At 63.4% G+C, this 16,242-nt stretch carries 13 protein-coding genes; 5 read left to right on the plus strand and 8 right to left on the minus strand.

Annotation, left to right across the window (positions count from 1 at the left end; all coding sequences use genetic code 11):
* Positions 1 to 251: 251 nt before the first annotated feature.
* A complete protein-coding gene (locus GEV39_RS13405) occupies positions 252 to 1,625 on the plus strand; it encodes an MFS transporter (RefSeq protein ID WP_173889642.1) in 1,374 nt (457 codons plus the stop codon).
* Positions 1,626 to 1,658: 33 nt separating this feature from the next.
* Here the strand turns inward: GEV39_RS13405 and GEV39_RS13410 are convergent, their stop codons facing one another.
* The 4 genes from GEV39_RS13410 to tam form a co-directional block, all read right to left on the minus strand.
* Positions 1,659 to 3,071 carry a DOPA decarboxylase gene (locus GEV39_RS13410; protein ID WP_173889644.1) on the minus strand — a complete coding sequence of 471 codons (1,413 nt, stop codon included), beginning with the start codon at positions 3,069 to 3,071 and terminating at the stop codon, positions 1,659 to 1,661.
* A 163-nt stretch (positions 3,072 to 3,234) separates the two neighbouring features.
* A complete protein-coding gene (locus tag GEV39_RS13415; protein ID WP_173889646.1) occupies positions 3,235 to 4,179 on the minus strand; it encodes a LysR family transcriptional regulator in 945 nt (314 codons plus the stop codon).
* A gap of 117 nt (positions 4,180 to 4,296) precedes the next feature.
* Positions 4,297 to 5,007 carry a YebC/PmpR family DNA-binding transcriptional regulator gene (locus GEV39_RS13420; RefSeq protein WP_009685578.1) on the minus strand — a complete coding sequence of 237 codons (711 nt, stop codon included), beginning with the start codon at positions 5,005 to 5,007 and terminating at the stop codon, positions 4,297 to 4,299.
* A gap of 154 nt (positions 5,008 to 5,161) precedes the next feature.
* Positions 5,162 to 5,938 carry a trans-aconitate 2-methyltransferase gene (gene tam / locus GEV39_RS13425; RefSeq protein ID WP_173889647.1) on the minus strand — a complete coding sequence of 259 codons (777 nt, stop codon included), beginning with the start codon at positions 5,936 to 5,938 and terminating at the stop codon, positions 5,162 to 5,164.
* Positions 5,939 to 6,049: 111 nt separating this feature from the next.
* Between tam and GEV39_RS13430 the strand changes: the two genes are divergently transcribed.
* On the plus strand, positions 6,050 to 6,229 hold the full coding sequence (locus tag GEV39_RS13430) for a hypothetical protein (RefSeq protein ID WP_173889649.1): 180 nt from the start codon (positions 6,050 to 6,052) through the stop codon (positions 6,227 to 6,229).
* Positions 6,230 to 6,232: 3 nt separating this feature from the next.
* Here GEV39_RS13430 and GEV39_RS13435 read toward each other — a convergent pair whose 3' ends face one another.
* Positions 6,233 to 7,645, minus strand: a complete 1,413-nt coding sequence (locus tag GEV39_RS13435) for an amino acid permease (protein ID WP_009685581.1) — start codon at positions 7,643 to 7,645, stop codon at positions 6,233 to 6,235.
* 325 nt (positions 7,646 to 7,970) lie between these two features.
* Here GEV39_RS13435 and GEV39_RS13440 point away from each other — a divergent pair, with 325 nt between their 5' ends.
* Positions 7,971 to 9,395 (plus strand): aminotransferase-like domain-containing protein, encoded by a 1,425-nt coding sequence (locus tag GEV39_RS13440; RefSeq protein ID WP_173889651.1) that lies wholly within the window; start codon positions 7,971 to 7,973, stop codon positions 9,393 to 9,395.
* Positions 9,396 to 10,015: 620 nt separating this feature from the next.
* Positions 10,016 to 11,074 carry an IS110 family RNA-guided transposase gene (locus tag GEV39_RS13445; protein ID WP_173891708.1) on the plus strand — a complete coding sequence of 353 codons (1,059 nt, stop codon included), beginning with the start codon at positions 10,016 to 10,018 and terminating at the stop codon, positions 11,072 to 11,074.
* Between the two features lie 369 nt (positions 11,075 to 11,443).
* On the opposite strand, the gene GEV39_RS13450 is transcribed toward GEV39_RS13445, so the two are convergent.
* Genes GEV39_RS13450 through GEV39_RS13460 form a run of 3 tightly spaced genes read right to left on the minus strand, consistent with a single transcriptional unit; the run spans position 11,444 to position 15,042 of the window.
* Complete coding sequence (locus tag GEV39_RS13450; protein ID WP_173889653.1) at positions 11,444 to 12,466, minus strand: histone deacetylase family protein; 1,023 nt, start codon at positions 12,464 to 12,466, stop codon at positions 11,444 to 11,446.
* Positions 12,466 to 13,707 (minus strand): Zn-dependent hydrolase, encoded by a 1,242-nt coding sequence (locus GEV39_RS13455; protein ID WP_173889655.1) that lies wholly within the window; start codon positions 13,705 to 13,707, stop codon positions 12,466 to 12,468. The genes GEV39_RS13450 and GEV39_RS13455 overlap by 1 nt, the downstream gene beginning before the upstream one ends.
* 30 nt (positions 13,708 to 13,737) lie before the next feature.
* The gene (locus GEV39_RS13460) at positions 13,738 to 15,042 is read right to left on the minus strand and encodes an MFS transporter (protein WP_173889657.1); all 1,305 of its coding nucleotides are present in this window, start codon (positions 15,040 to 15,042) and stop codon (positions 13,738 to 13,740) included.
* A 172-nt stretch (positions 15,043 to 15,214) separates the two neighbouring features.
* On the opposite strand from GEV39_RS13460, the gene GEV39_RS13465 reads away from it, so the two are divergent.
* Positions 15,215 to 16,123: a LysR family transcriptional regulator gene (locus tag GEV39_RS13465; RefSeq protein ID WP_173889659.1), complete on the plus strand. Its 909-nt coding sequence runs from the start codon at positions 15,215 to 15,217 to the stop codon at positions 16,121 to 16,123.
* The last annotated feature ends 119 nt before the right edge of the window (positions 16,124 to 16,242 follow it).

Genomic DNA, 16,242 nt, shown 5'->3' on the forward strand with positions numbered 1-16,242 from the left:
ACAGGCAGAAAGACCTGTCACAGTTTATGGCACGATCGATTATTCGCAGGTAGAGTCGCTGCTTCAATCTCTTTGTACGGAATGGTTAGTTTTGCGTTCGATTATCGCACAAAACCCGTTTTAGCGAATTGCCAGTCAACTGGCCCGTGGTCAACATGATCCACAGACGCAGGCACACCGACCGCTGCCTCCTGCCTTGGCAAACACCCCTGGCGGAACCTGCGCAAACAACAATAACAACGGAGACAACGATGGCTCACTCCAGCTCGCAAGCAAAAAAAGCGACCGCCAGTGGATGGATAGGCTCGGCACTCGAGTACTACGACTTTTTCATCTATGCCCAGGCCGCTGCACTGATTTTCCCGCAGATCTTCTTCCCCAACACCGACCCGAAAATGGCCATCATCGCTTCGCTGGCCACCTATGGCGTGGGCTACCTGGCGCGCCCGGTGGGTGCCTTCGTGCTGGGCCACTGGGGTGATACCCGTGGCCGCAAGAACGTGTTGCTGCTGTGCATGTTCCTGATGGGCCTGTCGACCATGGCCGTGGGCCTGCTGCCCACCTACCACGACATCGGCTTCCTGGCACCGGCCTTGCTGGTGGTGCTGCGCCTGATCCAGGGCTTTGCCGTGGCCGGGGAAATCTCCGGCGCCAGTTCGATGATCATGGAACACGCGCCCTTCGGCCGAAGGGGCTACTATGCCAGCTTCACCCTGCAGGGTGTACAGGCGGGCCAGGTCATGGCAGCGGCGGTCTTCCTGCCACTGGCGTACTTCATGCCCAGCGAAGCCTTCAATGACTGGGGCTGGCGCATTCCCTTCCTTATGAGCGCCATCGTGCTGATCGCCGGTTTCATCATCCGCAAGGAAGTGCACGAAACCCCGGCATTCGTGAAGGAAGAGAAACAGGACAAAGTGGCCAAGTCGCCGATCAGCGAAGCGTTCCGCCACAGCTGGAAGCACATGGTGCTGGTGATGTTCATGGCCCTGATGAACGTGATTCCGGTAGTCGCCACCATCTTCGGTGCGGCCTACGCGGTGCAGCCGGCCTATGGCATCGGCTTCGACAAGAGCGTCTACCTGTGGATCCCCGTGGTCGGCAACATCGTCGCGGTGCTGGTGATTCCGTTTGTCGGCAACCTGTCGGACAAGATCGGCCGCCGCCCGACCATGATTGCCGGCTGCCTGGGCTCGGGCCTGCTGGCGTTCGTCTACCTGTATGCGATCAGCATTCAGAACGTGCCACTGGCATTCATCACCTCGATCGTCATGTGGGGCATGGTCTACCAGGGTTACAACGCGGTATTCCCAAGCTTCTACCCTGAGTTGTTCCAAACCCGCTACCGCGTTTCGGCCATGGCCATTGCGCAGAACATCGGCACCATGCTGACCGCCATGTTGCCGGCGCTGTTCGCCCTGGTTGCGCCACCCGGCTCGGACAACATCCCGCTGGTGATCGGTGGGCTGGCGTTCTTCATCACTTGCGTGTGTGCCCTGGCGGCCTACATTGCCCCGGAAACCCATCGCCTGGCGATGGAAGACCTGGGTAACCCGCAGGCCAAGCCGATGGAGAAGCAAGCCTATGAAGCCAGCCGTAAAGGCAGCGTCCAGGCGGTAAGCCACTGACAGGCGCGGGGCCGCAAAGCGGCCCCAGCCATTTCAGCCCTGAACCACGCCCTGCAAGCGCGCCCACAGCCGCTCCACATCACCCCGCTCGGTCGGCAAGGCGCCGACCGACACCCGTACCATCCAGCGGCCATCCAGCGTCGCCGGGGTCACGTAGGCATCGCCGCTGGCGTTGAGCCGCTGCGCCCAACCCTGGGTGTAGGTGTCCAACGCCTCGCCCTCCAGCCCGTGCGGCCGATGACGAATGCACAAGGTCTGCAACTGCACGGGCGCCAACAGCTCCCAGCCTTGCGCAGCGCTGACCTGCCCAGCCAGCCAGCGGGCATTGTCCAGGTCGCGTCGCAGCCGCGCCTGCAACGCTTCCACGCCCTCGCTGCGCAGCATGAACCACAGTTTCAACGCACGGAACCGGCGCCCCAGCGGGATGCCCCAGTCGCGCAGGTTCTTCACCTCGCCATCCACTGCCGACTGCAGGTAGCTGGGGTTGGTGCTCATCACCCGGATCAGGTGCTGCGGGTCGCGCACGTAATAGATCGAGCAATCGAACGCCACGCCCAGCCACTTGTGCGCGTTGACCACCACCGAATCGGCCAGCTCGATACCTTCCCACATCCAGCGGCATTCCGGCAGGATCATCGCCGAACCGGCCATGGCCGAGTCGACGTGCAGCCACAGGCCATGGGCCTGGGCGATTTCGCCGATCGGGCGCAGCGGGTCCAGGGCTGTGGTGGTGGTGGTGCCGGTGGTGGCCACCACGGCGCAGGGCTGGTTGCCGGCAGCCAGGTCCTGCTCGATGGCCGCCTGCAAAGCCTGCGGGCGCAGCGCGTAGTGTTCGTCGGTGGGGATCAGGCGGATGTTGTCACGCCCGAAACCGGCCAGCAACGCGGCCTTGTCCACCGAGCTGTGGGCGTGGGCACTGACATACACGACCAATGGCCTGGCTTCGGCCTGCAGGCCACCACGCACCAAAGCGTAACCGGTGGCGCGTTCGCGGGCGCTGATCAACGCCACCAGGGTGCTGGTCGAGGCGGTGTCCTGGATGACCCCGCTCCATTGGCTGGACAAACCCAGCAACTGGCGCAGCCAGTCGAGGGTGGTCTCTTCCAGTTCGCTCAGGGCCGGGCTGGACTGCCATGACAGGCCCAGCACGCCCAGGCCGGTACTGAGGAAGTCACCCAGTACCGAGGACAAGGTGCCATTGGAGGGGAAGTAGCCATAGAAGTCAGGGTGCTGCCAGTGGGACAGGCCAGGCATGAGCAATGCGTTGACGTCGTCGAGAATGGCCTCGAAGGGTTCACCTTGCTGGGGGGCTTGCCCTGGCAAGGCGGCCTTGAGGTAACCGGGTTCGACCTGGGCCATGACCGGGCGCTCGCCCACGGTCTGGCGGTAGTCGGCGATCAGGTCGATCAGCTGGTGGCCGTATTGGCGGAATTGTTCGGGGGTCACGCGGGCTCTCCTTTGGTCATCCGTAGCCTGTTATGGCCCTGTCGCAGGCAAGCCAGCGCCCACAGCACGGGACGCTGGCTTGGACAGAGCCAGCACAGGCAACACAATGCCCCCAGTCTAGGCACCTATGCCCAGACGAATACCCCCATGTCACGCATAGTTGCTATGGCAAACGCGCATGCCCACCCTGCACGCCGAACTGCGACTGGCGCCACAGCTCGAACACCCGGTTGCGTAACCAGCGGTGCTCGGCCGAGGCCTGCAGACGCTGGTGCCACACTACCCAGTAGCGCTGGCTATGGTCGATAAACCCCAGCGGCCGCCAGGCCAGGCCATGCAAGCGGCTCAGTTGCCGGGCAATGTGCTCGGGGACGGTGGCCACGGCCTGGCTGCCGGCAACCACCTTGACCGTGGCGCAGAAAAACGGCACCTCCAGGCTGACCCGCCGCTGCAGGCCCTGGGCGCGCAGGTGGCGGTCGATGAAGCTGTCCTTGTCACCGCCACCGGAAATACGCACGTGCTTGTGCGCCAGGTAGTCCGCCTGGCTGAGCGTGGCTTGCGCCGTCAGCGGATGGTCGCGGCGCATCAGGCACACCGCGCGGTCCTCACCCAGCAGGCGCCCGTGCAGGTTGGGTGGCGACTCGTCGAACAGCGTGGTCGCCAGGTCGATCTCGCCGCTGGCCAGCAAGGCATACTGGCCTGCCTGCCAGGTGCGGTATTCCAGGGAAACCCCCGGCGCTTCCTGTTCCAGCGCAGCCACCAGCAACGGCAGCATGTGTTCGGCCACATAGTCCGAGGCAGCCAGGCAGAAGCGCCGCTCGCAGCGGGCCGGGTCGAAGACTGCGGGCTGCCGCAGGGCCTGTAGCTCTTCAAGCACTTGCCGCAGGGGCTCGACCAGGGTTTCGGCGTGTTCGCTGAGCACGTAGCCACGGCCTTGGCGGACCAGCAAGGGGTCGCCGAACGCTTCGCGCAGCAGGGCCAGTTGGCGGCTCAGGGCCGGCTGGCTGACGCCGAGACGCTCGGCAGCATGGCTGAGGTTCTTCAGCTGCAGCAGGTAGTCGAGGGTGCGCAGGTGGGCGAGGCTGAGGGAGGCGAAGGTGGGGTTCATCGGGGTTCGGCTCCGGACCGCTGCGAGGGGCATTGCCCTCGTTTCGCGACACAAGGTCGTGCCTACAGAAGCGGCCTTGCGACGCGATGGGCCGCAAAGCGGCCCCCATTGCACAGATCAGTCGGTCAGACCAACATAAACGTTCTGCACATCATCGTTCTCGTCGATCGCTTCGAGGAACGCTTCAACCTCAGCCAGCGCTTCGGCACTCAGGCTGGCCGCGCTCACCGGGTTTTTCGGGGTATAGCCGATTTTCGCCGAGGTCACGGTGAAGCCATGCTCGGGTAGGGCCTTCTGCACCGCGTCCAGGTCGGTAGTGTCGGTAATGAACAGGGTCGAGCCCTCTTCTTCACCTTCTTCGAAGTCCTGGGCGCCGGCTTCGATGGCGGCCATTTCCGGGTCGGCATCGCCTTCGGGGGTGGCTTCGATCAGGCCGACATGGTTGAAGTCCCAGGTCACCGAACCGCTGGCGCCCAGCTGGCCCTTGCGGAACAGCACGCGGATCTGCGCAACGGTGCGGTTGACGTTGTCGGTGAGGCACTCGACGATCAGCGGCACCTGGTGCGGGGCAAACCCTTCGTAGCTGACGGCATGGTACTGCACGGCCTCGCCGTCCAGGCCAGCGCCTTTCTTGATGGCGCGTTCCAGGGTTTCACGGGTCATTGAGGCTTTCTTGGCCTGCACGATGGCCAGACGCAGGCGCGGGTTCATGTCCGGGTCGGCGCCAGATTTGGCCGCAATCTGAATTTCCTTGGCCAGCTTGCCCATGATCTTGCCCTTGGCATTGGCAGCTGTTTCTCTATGCTTGGCTTTCCACTGTGCGCCCATGTCGACTCTCTTTGTTTCAGCGGCCGGTTCAGGAAGCGACCGGCCAAAAGTGGGTGCAGTTTATACGCCCTCACGCATGGGTTCGACAAGAAATCTCATCAGCCTTGATCCGCCTTGCCTGCCGCCGTGGCAGCCACCTGGCGCTGAACTGCCCCTAGCGGGTAGCGATCACGAACAACCTCGGGAACGGCAACAGCACCTTGCCATCGGTGGCCGGCGGATAGTCGCGCTGCATGGCCTGCAGGTACATCTGCAAGAAATCACCCTGCGCCTGCTCGTCGAGCCTGGCCAGGTAAGGGCGTAAAGCCGAGCCTTTGAACCACTCTACCACGGCCTCGGCGCCGCCCATCAGCGGGTGGTGGTAGGTGGTGCGCCATACATCGACCCGCGCGCACAGCGGGCTGAGCAGGTCGTAGTAATAGGCCGCCCCATGCCGGGGTGGCAGTTGCAGGTCGGCGAACTTCGCGGCCCATGGCCCCTGGCTGGCAATCTCGCGCAATTGCCGGTGGGCAGGCTCATCGAGGTTGTCGGGGGTCTGCACCGCCAGGCTGGCGCCTTCGCTCAACTGGCGCACCAGGTGCGGGTACAGGTCGGCATGCTCGGGCACCCACTGCAGCGAGGCGTTGGCAAGGATCAGGTCCTGCGGCTCCGGGGCCGACCAACTGCTGATGTCGGCAACCACCGTGCGCACCCGTGGGATGCACAGGCGTTTGCGTTCCCGGGCCTTGGCGATCATGTCCGGGTCGCTGTCCAGCGCCGTTACCTGGGCATCGGGGTAACGCTGCAGCAGTACCTCGGTGGAGTTGCCAGGGCCGCAACCCAGGTCGGTGGCGTGGCGTACCGGCCGTGACGGCACAGCGGCGAGCAGGTCGCGCACGGCGCGTGTACGTTCGTCTTCGAACAGCGAATACTGGGTGGCGGACCAGGCCATGTGCAGCTCCTCCAGGCGGGTGATACGTGGAGCATACGCCATGTGACGCCCGTCTAGGTCGCTGCGGCACGCGCAATGAACTGTTGGGCTGCCTGCAGGGTCATCTGCTGTATGCGCACCCCCCTGAAAACCTATATCGCCATTGCCATCCTGGCCCTGATCGCGGCTGCCGCCCTGCTCGGCTCACCGTGGATGAACCAGGGCTTTCACTTGCCCGCCGAAAAAACCCAGGCCCAACAACGCGAAACGGCCGGGTCCCCACGGGAGCCGGCCGTTTCCAAGCGCGAGTGACGCTTAGTGCTGCTTGCTGCCAGAGCGGATCTGGTGCACCACACCCATGGCCACCACGATGGCCGCGGCCACACCGGTGGAGATCACCAGGATCTGGTAGTCAGGCATGAAGGCCATGGTGACCAATGCCGCCACGATGAAAGCGATGACCAGGTAGGTCAGCCAGGGGAACAGCCACATTTTCAGGCGCACTTCCTTACCCTCAGCGATCAGCTTGCGGCGCATGCGCAGTTGCGAGAAAGCGATCACCAGGTACACCAGCAGGGCAATCATGCCAGTGGTGTTCATCAGGGTTTCCAGCACGTCTTTCGGGCGCAGGGTCTCACTGAAGTTGATCAGCGCGCAGACCACGGCCACCGCGCACGAACCCATGATCGCGTACACCGGCACCCCGGTGCCGGCGCGGGTGATCTTGAAGAACGACGGTGCATCGCCCCGCTGGGCCAGCGAGAACAGCATGCGCGAAGCGGTGTAATGGCCAGATATCAGGCAGCTGCTGACCGAAGTCAGTACCACGAAGTTCATCAGCAGCTCGGCGTACGGCACGCCCAGCAGCTCCAGGGTACGGCGGTAGGCGCCATAGCCGGAAACCCCCAGGTGCGGGTCGTTCCACGGTACCAGGCAGACGATCAGGAAGATCGAACCGACGTAGAACAGGCACACCCGCCACACCACCGAGTTTGTCGCCTTGACGATCTGTGCGGCCGGGTCTTTGGCTTCGGAAGCGGCAATGGTGACGATTTCTGCGCCGAGGAAGGCGAACATCACCCCCAACAAGGCGCCAATGACCGTGGTAATGCCGTTGGGCATGAACCCTTCGGCGGTGAGGTGGCTGATGCCACGGACTTCACCGAACTGCCAGACGTTGGTGACCGCAGCGGTACACACGATCAGGAAGCAGACGATCGCGATCACCTTGATCAGGGCGAACCAGAACTCGAACTCACCGTAGTGCTTGACGTTGAAGAAGTTGACGGTGATCAGCAACAGGGTCGTGGCCAGCACGAACACGTTGACGCTCACATCCGGGAAGAACCCATGCAGGATCTTGCCGGCTACGTAAGCTTCCCAGGCCATCAGAATGACCCAGTACCACCAGTAGAGCCAGCCGATGGTGAAGCCGGCCCAGCGGCCGATGGCACGGTCGGCGTAGGTGGAGAACGAGCCGGTATCAGGCGAGGAAGTTGCCATTTCACCCAGCATGCGCATGATCAGCACCACCAGGATGCCGCCTGCCAGGTAGGCCAGGACAGCGGCTGGGCCGGCGCTGTGGATCACGCTGCCGGAACCGACGAACAAGGCGCCGCCGATAACCCCGGCGATCGACATCATCGTCAGGTGGCGCGACTTAAGCGAGGCACTGAGCTTGCTCTCGTGCCCGCTTTTCGCGGTGGTGGTAGTGGATGTTGCGTCCATCAGTTGTGTACCCCGTGCTTCTTTTTATCCAAGGAAAACCGTGAAACCCCGATGGCTGGCGGCTTCACCTGTACATCAGTGCTAATGCGGGCAGGATGGTGTGCGCGAACACACGCAGGCCTTCCATGGCGGCCTGCTGACGCGCCCCAGGGCTGGCGCCTGGCGCGAACTGAACATGCTATTGGTGGCGATATCTGACACCTAATGTAAAAATGTCCGACGCAGAGAGCCATGCACAGTGGCATCAAACTCGCACTGCACTGTACAGGTCGCCTATGCAGTACACCCTGCAATTGCCTGGCGATACGCACCCTGAAGGCCCCGAATGCTCGAACTACATCCAGACTCCTCGACCCCGTTGGTGAACCAGATCATCGACGCGCTGCGCGAGCTGATCGATAACCAGACCCTCAAGCCTGGCGCCAAGGTACCCTCGATTCGCGCCTTTGCCGCAAGCTACTCGGTGAGTACCTTCACCGTGGTCGAGGCATACGATCGCCTGGTGGCCCAGGGCTTGCTGGTGAGCCGGGGCAATGCAGGGTTTTTCGTCAACCGCGCGGCGGCCGAGCTGCTGGAGCAGCACAACACCGAGGCCGACACCAGTCGACCAACGTTCAACTCCGAGTGGTACCTGCAACAGATTTTCGAGATCCGTCAGTTGCCCTACAAACCCGGGTGTGGCTGGCTGCCCAACGACTGGATGTACGAAGACGGCCTGCGCCGTGGCCTGCGCCAGGTGGCCGGCAGCCCGCTGGAGCTGTCGGGGTACGGCGACCCCATGGGTCTGCCGGAGCTGCGTGCACTGACCGCACAGAACCTGCAGCAGGAATTGTCGATCGTCGCCAACCCGGCGCAGCTGATGTTGACCCACGGCGCCAGCCAGGCGCTGGACCTGGCCGCACGCACGCTGGTACGGCCGGGGGACGTGGTGCTGGTGGACGACCCGGGCTATCCGAACCTGATGAGCATCTTGCGTACCCTGGGCGCGACGCTGGTCGGCGTCCCGCGCACCCCGGCTGGCTACGACCTGAACCAGCTGGAGCAGTTGCTCGCCCATCACCGCCCGACGGCGTTCTTCACCCAGCCGCACCTGCACAGCCCGACCTGCTCACGCACCCCGCTGCCGCAGCTGCACCGGCTGTTGCAGCTGGCCAGCCAGCACGGCTTCCGCCTGGTCGAGAACAACCTGTACGCCGACATGGTCGCCGAGCCCCAGCCCTGCCTGGCCAGCCTCGACCACCTGCAGCAGGTGGTGTACGTGGGCAGCTATTCGAAGAGCATTTCGCCCAACGTGCGCGTCGGCTTCATGCTGGCCAACCCCGAGCTGATGCAGAAGCTGCTGCAGCTGAAAATGCGTTCGGGCTTGACCACATCGCAGGTGATGGAGCGTGTGGTCTATGCCGCGGTCATCGACGGCCGCTGGCGCAAGCACCTCAAGCGTCTGCGCCAGCGCCTGGCAGAGGCGCATCAGGAAGTTGGTCGGCATCTGCATCGATTGGGCTTTGAACTGTTCATTGAGTCCGACGAAGGCATGTACATCTGGACCCGCCATCCGGCGATCCCGGACAGCGCGGCATTGCTGGACGACGCGCTGGAGAAAGGCATCATGCTCGGGCCTGGGCAGTTGTTCATGGTCGATGCCAAAGCCACCGGCTGGATGCGCTTCAACGTGGCGTTCAGCACCGACCCGGCGATGTGGGAGTTGCTGGAGAAAGTGTTGGTCAAGCATGTGCGTCGGGCTGGGCTTTAAGCCATACCGGGCGTGTGAACTTGAGGTGTGCTTAGTACGTGTGGGAGCGGGCGTGCCCGCGAAAGGGCCGGGCCTGCGGGCCAGTTTCTGCCAGGCATTATGCGTTGCCGGTACCACCGTATTCGCGGGTGAACCCGCTCCTACATTGATCGATGATGCCGGCCCGGCCCCGCAGGACCGCAGGCCACCCCCGCCCGTCGTAGGAGCGGGTTCACCCGCGAAAGGGCCGGGCCTGCGGGCCGATTTCTGCCAGGCATTGTGCGTTGCCGGTACCACCGTATTCGCGGGTGAACCCGCTCCTACATCGATCAATGATGCCGGCCCGGGTCCGCAGGACTACCGGCCACCCCCGCCCGTTGTAATCGATGGACTCGCCCCCGCCGAGGCATCACAGTGCCACGGTGGCGTTCGAAGAAGCCAACGCAAGCGAGGGCGAGACCACCGATCGATGATGCCGGCCCGGCCCCGCAGGACAACCGGCGCACCTCACGTTGTAATCGATGGACTCGCCCCCGCCGAGGCATCACAGTGCCACGGTGGCGTTCGAAGAAGCCAACGGCAGCGAGGGCGAGACCATGAAAAAGCATAGCTCCAAGCAAGCTTCTCTGTCTTCCACTGATGTGGAATCTTGCACCACCATTGCGATCGACCTGGCCAAACAGGTCTTTCAATTGGCAGGTGAGGATGCTACTGGCAGGGTTATCTACGAAGATCGCATTAAATCGCGGCAAGCTTTCCACGATTTCCTGATCAGATTGCCCTCCACAGTGGCCGTCTTGATGGAGTGCGGCCCTGGTGCACAAGCCTGGGCAAGGCTGTTGCAGACCCAAGGTAACCCAGTGCGTATTCTTCCTGCGCAGCGCGTTGCCGAACACCGCAGCGGTGCAAAGAACGACCGCAACGACACCCATGCCATTTTGCGTGCCGGCCGAGATAGCAGCATCGCGGCGATACCCATCAAGAGCACCGCAGCATTGGCCATCCAGGCCCTGCACCGTGTTCGGCGCGGCAGCATCAAGCGGCATACAGCCTTGGGTAATCAGATGCGTGGCTTGCTGCTTGAGCACGGCGTATCCATGCCGCAGGGCGATGCAGCGATCATCAAGCATGTGCCGCGGTGCCTGGAGGATGCTTCTTTGCCTTTGCCAGACTTGTTGCGCGAGCTGCTCGATGAGCTGTTGGCTGACTGGCTGTCCCTGGGTGAGCGCATCGCCCGGTTGAGTAAGCGGCTGGAAGCGACAGCTCGCGAGGACAAGGTTGCGCAGAGACTGATCACCATTCGTGGCGTCGGTCCCATCACCGCCACCGCGATCGTCGCGAAGCAGACAGAACCCAGCCGTTTCGCCAGTGGCCGAATGTATTCAGCCTTCTTCGGCATCGTGCCCGACCAGCACAGCAGCGGAAACAAGGTCAGATTGGGCAGGATGAGCAAACGAGGTGATGGCTACATACGCAGCCTGATGATTCAGGGCGCGCATGCTGTCTTGAGTCAGCTAAAGCCTGATTCCGATCAGCCAGACGATCGCCGCCTCTTACGCTGGCTGTCTCGCCTTGGACGCAAGGAGGCGGCGATCAGACTGGCTAATCGGAATCTGCGCATCATCTGGGCGCTGTTGCAGAGCGATCAGGTTTATCAACGCAAACCGAACAGCAAGCCGGAGGCGGCTATGAGCCTCTGACCAACCGAGTAATGCCACCGGGGCGCTGAGCGCTCCAACCCCTGCTAGTGAACATCGACCCTTGGTAAGACCGTCGCAGATTGATGCCTCCGCTCCTACAGGCCTGTTAGTGGCCTCAATGTAAACGGCACTCTGCGAGCTCACCACGATGGTGGCCAGAAGCAAAAAGCTTCCTCGAATAGGCCTGATACATAGATGCAACCGGGTTCCTATGTTCAAAAGCAGCTAGACAGTGTGGGCGAGTCCATACATAGGAGCGGGTTCACCCGCGAAAGGGCCGGGCCTGCTGGCCGAGTTCTGCCTGACATAGCGCTTTGCCGGTACACCCTGTTCGCCGGTAAGCCCGCGAAACAGACAGCATGGTAGCACTCACCGCCAGTCCGCTTTGTCAGCAAAAAACGCGCGAGCGTTCGCCTCCAGGCTCTGCAGATGGTACCCCCCCTCCTGCACGACCAGGCATGGCAAGCGCAACGCACGGATACGCTCACCCAACACGCCAAAGCCCTCGGTCGTCACCGCCACCTTGCTCTGGGGGTCCAGCTCGTAGATGTCGAAGCCCAGCGACAACACCAACACTTGCGCACCAAAATCCTTCACCGCAGCCAGTGCGGCGTCCAGCCGGCTCAGGAAGTCCGCTTCGCTGGCGCCGTGGGGCATCGGCAGGTTGAGGTTGTACCCCTCCCCCTCACCACGGCCGCGCTCGTCCTCGAACCCGGCCACGCCTGGGTAGAAGTTGGTCGGGTCGCCGTGCACCGACACATACAGCACATCGCGCCGGTCGTAGAAGATTTCCTGGATGCCTTGCCCGTGGTGCATGTCGGTGTCGAGCACCGCCACCCGGCTGTAGCGGCCGCGCAAGGCCTGGGCAGCGACGGCAGCGTTGTTGATGTAACAGAAGCCACCCGCCGCATCGAACCGCGCATGGTGCCCCGGAGGCCGGCACAGCGCGTAAGCCGCGGGCTCACCCTCGGCAATGGCCTTGGCGCCAGCGACCGCGCTCTGCGCGGACCAATAGGCCGAATGCCAGGTACGCTCGCCTACCGGGCAACTGCCATCGGCCAGGTAGCGCGCGGCCTGGGCGAGAATGCCACGCAAGGCATTGGGCTCACGCACGAAGATATTGGACATGACCTCGTCGCCCCAGTCATCGGGCACTTCCTTCCAGCGCGCATGGGCTTCTTCGAGGAAGGCCAGGTAGGCCTCGCCATGCACCGCCGCCAGCGGCTGCAGGCCGGCATCCTCTGGCTGGAGGATATCGAAGCCAAGGTCCCTGGCAGCCTGCAACAGGCGCTGGGCGCGCTCGGGCACCTCTTGGGGGGTGCGCATGGCGCCACGCGAGTAGTAGCTGCGCGGGTGATGCAGCAATTGTTCAGGGTGGAAGTAGCAACGCATCAGGCCTCTCCTGGTTCGACACGGCCGGCACGGGCCAGCACGGCATTGAGCAATACATCGGCACCCTGGCGTGCATCGTCGGGCAGAACATCCTCGGCTTCGTTGTGGCTGAGGCCGCCGATGCAGGGAATGAACACCATCGCCGTCGGGCAATAGCGAGCCAACAGGATGGCATCGTGCCCAGCGCCACTGACAATCGACTGCTGCGCATAACCCAGCGCATCCACCGCTTGCTGAACAGCGGCTACACAGTCCAGGTCGAACGGCGTGGCCGGGCTGACCCAGTGCCGTTCGATACGCACCTGCAACCCGCGCTGGCGGGCGATGGCCTGCAGCGCCAGGGTCAGGTCGCGCTCCATGGCCTCGATGGTTTCATCGCGGTGGTGGCGCAGGTCCACCGTGAATTGCAATACGCCGGGTATGGTATTGCGTGACGACTTGGCGATGGTCAGCTCGCCGACAGTGGTCAGCGCCTCGGGGGCATAGTCTGCTGCCAGCCGCTCGAGCGCCTGAATCATCTGCGCCGCACCGTACAAGGCGTCCTTGCGCAAGGGCATCGGCGTGGTGCCGGCGTGCGCGGCCATGCCTTCGACGGTCACATCCAGCCAACGAATAGCCTGGCCACCACTGACCACACCAATGGCCTTGGCGTTATCTTCAAGGATCGGGCCTTGCTCGATATGCGCTTCAAAATAGGCATCCACCGGCCCGCCCAGCGGCCGCTGGCCAGCGTAACCGGTACGCTGCAATGCTTCGGCGACGCTGATGCCTTGCGCATCGCGTATGGCCAAGGCTTGCTCCAGCGCCAGGGTGCCGGTGAACACGGCCGAACCGAACATCGCCGGTGTAAACCGGGCACCTTCCTCGTTGGTCCACACCGCGAGCTCCAGCGGCTTTCGGGTACTGATGCCCAGCTCGTCGAGGCGGCGCACCACCTCCAGCCCGGCCAGCACGCCATAGACACCGTCGAAACGGCCGCCCTCCGGCTGGGTATCCAGGTGGCTGCCGATCAACACCGGGGCGGCATCGGGGTCGGTGCCAGGGCGGCGCGCGAACAGGTTGCCGATGGCATCCACGCTCAGCGTCAGGCCCGCTTCGCGGCACCAGTGGCTGAATAGCTCACGGCCAGCCTTGTCTTCGTCGCTGAGGGCCAGGCGGCAACTGCCGCCGCGGGCGGTGGCGCCGATTTCGGCCATGGCCATCAAGCTCGCCCACAGGCGTTCGCCATTGCTTTTCAACATGTGCAGGTACTCCAGAATGAATCGGTTCGCTTAGGCCAGCTCGAGCTGCTGGCTGCGCGCGTACTGGCGCGCCAGGGCAAGCACGCAGATCAGAGAAAGGGTGGCGATCAGGGTGTAGAACACTGCCATCGGCCACCATTGCCCTGTGAAATGGTGGGCCAGCCAGGTGCCGATCAAAGGGGTCAGGCCCCCGGCGATGGCGCCACACACCTGGTAGGCGAGGGAAATGGCGGTATAGCGCACACGGGTGTCGAACATGCCGCTGACGTAGCCTGCGATGACCGCGTAGAACGAGGCCATGCAGGCAGCGGCCAAGGCGATGCCGAGCACGATCAAAGGGCCTTGGCCCGAGCTGACCAGGGTGAACATAGGGTAAGGCGAGGCCATGGCCAGCACGGCCACCAAGGCCAGAAAGCGAGTGGCGCCGAGCTTTTCCGACAGCCAGGCAGCCAAGGGCTGTACGCAAAACTGGATGATCGCCACGAAGAACAGGCACTCCAAGATCAGCGAGCGCTCCAGGTGCAGCTGCTGGGTGGTGTAGCTGATCATGAAGGTATTGGTGAAGTAGACCCCGGCAATGCCCAGGGTGTTGGCACCGATGCACAGCAACAGCGGGCGCCAGGCGCTGCGCAGCACCTCGAAGACCGGTGCCTGCTCCTTGCGCCGGGCCGTTTCTGCCTGCTCGCGGCTGGCGATGAACGCGGGCGACTCGTTAACCCCCAGGCGAATGGCCAGGCCGACCAACAGCAGCAAGGCGCTGGCCAGGAACGGCACGCGCCAACCCCAGCTCATCAGGTCTTCTTCCGGAAGACGGGTGACTGCGCCAAAAGCCAGCAGTGACAGAATCAGGCCCGCCGGGCTGCCGAGCTGGGCGAACGAGGCGAAAAAGTTGCGCCGCCCCTTGGGGGCATGCTCGCCGGCCATCAGCACGGCCCCGCCCCACTCGCCGCCCACCGCAATGCCCTGGACGATGCGCAGCAGGACCAGCAGCACCGGCGCGCTGGCGCCAATTTGCGCATAGGTCGGCAACAGGCCGATGCACACCGTGACGATGCCCATCATCAGCAAGGTGATGACCAGCGATTTCTTGCGGCCGATACGATCGCCCACATGGCCGAAGACGATTCCGCCCAGCGGCCGGGCGAAAAAGCCCACGGCGAAGGTGCCAAACGCTGCCATGGTGCTGAACAGGCTGTCATCGGAGGGGAAGAACAAGGCACCGAACACCAGGGCCGCGGCGGTGGCATAGATGTAAAAGTCGTACCATTCGATCATGGTACCGATGAAAGCGGCGGCAGCGGCACGGCGTGGCTGGGCGCAAGTGACGGGCTTCATGGGGGCTCCTTTGCTTGTTGTTCTGGCAGGAGTGACGGGAATTCACGGTCGCGCTCTGGCGGCGCTTGGCTTGAGGGCCTCGATGCCTGTGATTTATCGGGCCAGGGCTATGATTAGTCAATTTTCTATTTATTATTCCAACTATTAACCCTGCTTATCATAGAGCCTTGCCATGTCTGACCGCTTGCTCAACGACCGCCTCGACTGGAACCTGCTGCGTACCTTCCGCGTCATTGGCCAGGAACTGTCCATCAGCCGCGCCGCTGCCCGCCTGCATCTCACCCAACCGGCAGTCAGCCAGGCCTTGAAGCGCCTGGAAGAACAGCTTGGCCGCCAACTCATCGCCCGCCGTGGGCCGCGTTTCGTGCTGACCGAAATGGGCGAACAGCTGTTCCAGCTGGCCGGCGAGGTGTACGGGCAGATGTCGCAGATCGGCAGTTTGCTGGCGCAGCCCACCGACGAACTGGTGGGCAAGGTGCGCTTGCTGATGATCAGCCGCATCGTCAGCGACCGCTTCGACGCCTTCCTCGCCGACTTCCATCGCCAGCACCCACGGGTGGACCTGGAAATCGACGTGATGCGCAGCTCCGACATCGTCGCAGCCTTGCAAGAGAAAACCGCCAGCGCAGGCTTGAGCTTGAACCGGCGCGCCCAGCCCAGGCTGGAGCAACGACTGTTTCTGCGCCAGCGGTACGCGTTTTTCTGTGGCAAGCACCATGCGCTGTTCGGCCAGGCCGAGGGCGACTTGCAGCGGGAGAACTTCGTCAGCTTCACCAGTGACCAGATTGGCGGCATGTTGTCGCCACTGACCATTTTCCGCGACCAGCAGGGCTTTGCCGGGCGCATCGTGGCCTCGTCACCGAGCCTCGAGGAAGTGCGCCGCCTGGTAATTGCCGGTTTCGGCATCGGCTGCCTGCCCGAGCACGTGGTAGCGCCGGATGTTGCAGCTGGGCTGCTGTGGAAGCTGCACCCGCTGGAGGGCATTGCCGATGTGGACATTCACCTGTTGTGGAACCGGGAGCAGCGCTTCAGCCGGGCCGAACAGGTGTTCATCGAGGGGCTGCAACAGCGCCTTGACTGACCTGCAGCGCCACCACCGGCGCTGCCAAGCGCGCATCGCGCCGGTGGCCTTGGCCGCCTTGTGGTGCAACTTGGATCCGATCAGGGGAAAGGGTATGCTGATACATAGCTAAATGCCAT

This window comes from Pseudomonas sp. NY5710 (assembly GCF_013305665.1).
GTDB classification, from domain to species: Bacteria; Pseudomonadota; Gammaproteobacteria; order Pseudomonadales; family Pseudomonadaceae; genus Aquipseudomonas; species Aquipseudomonas juntendi.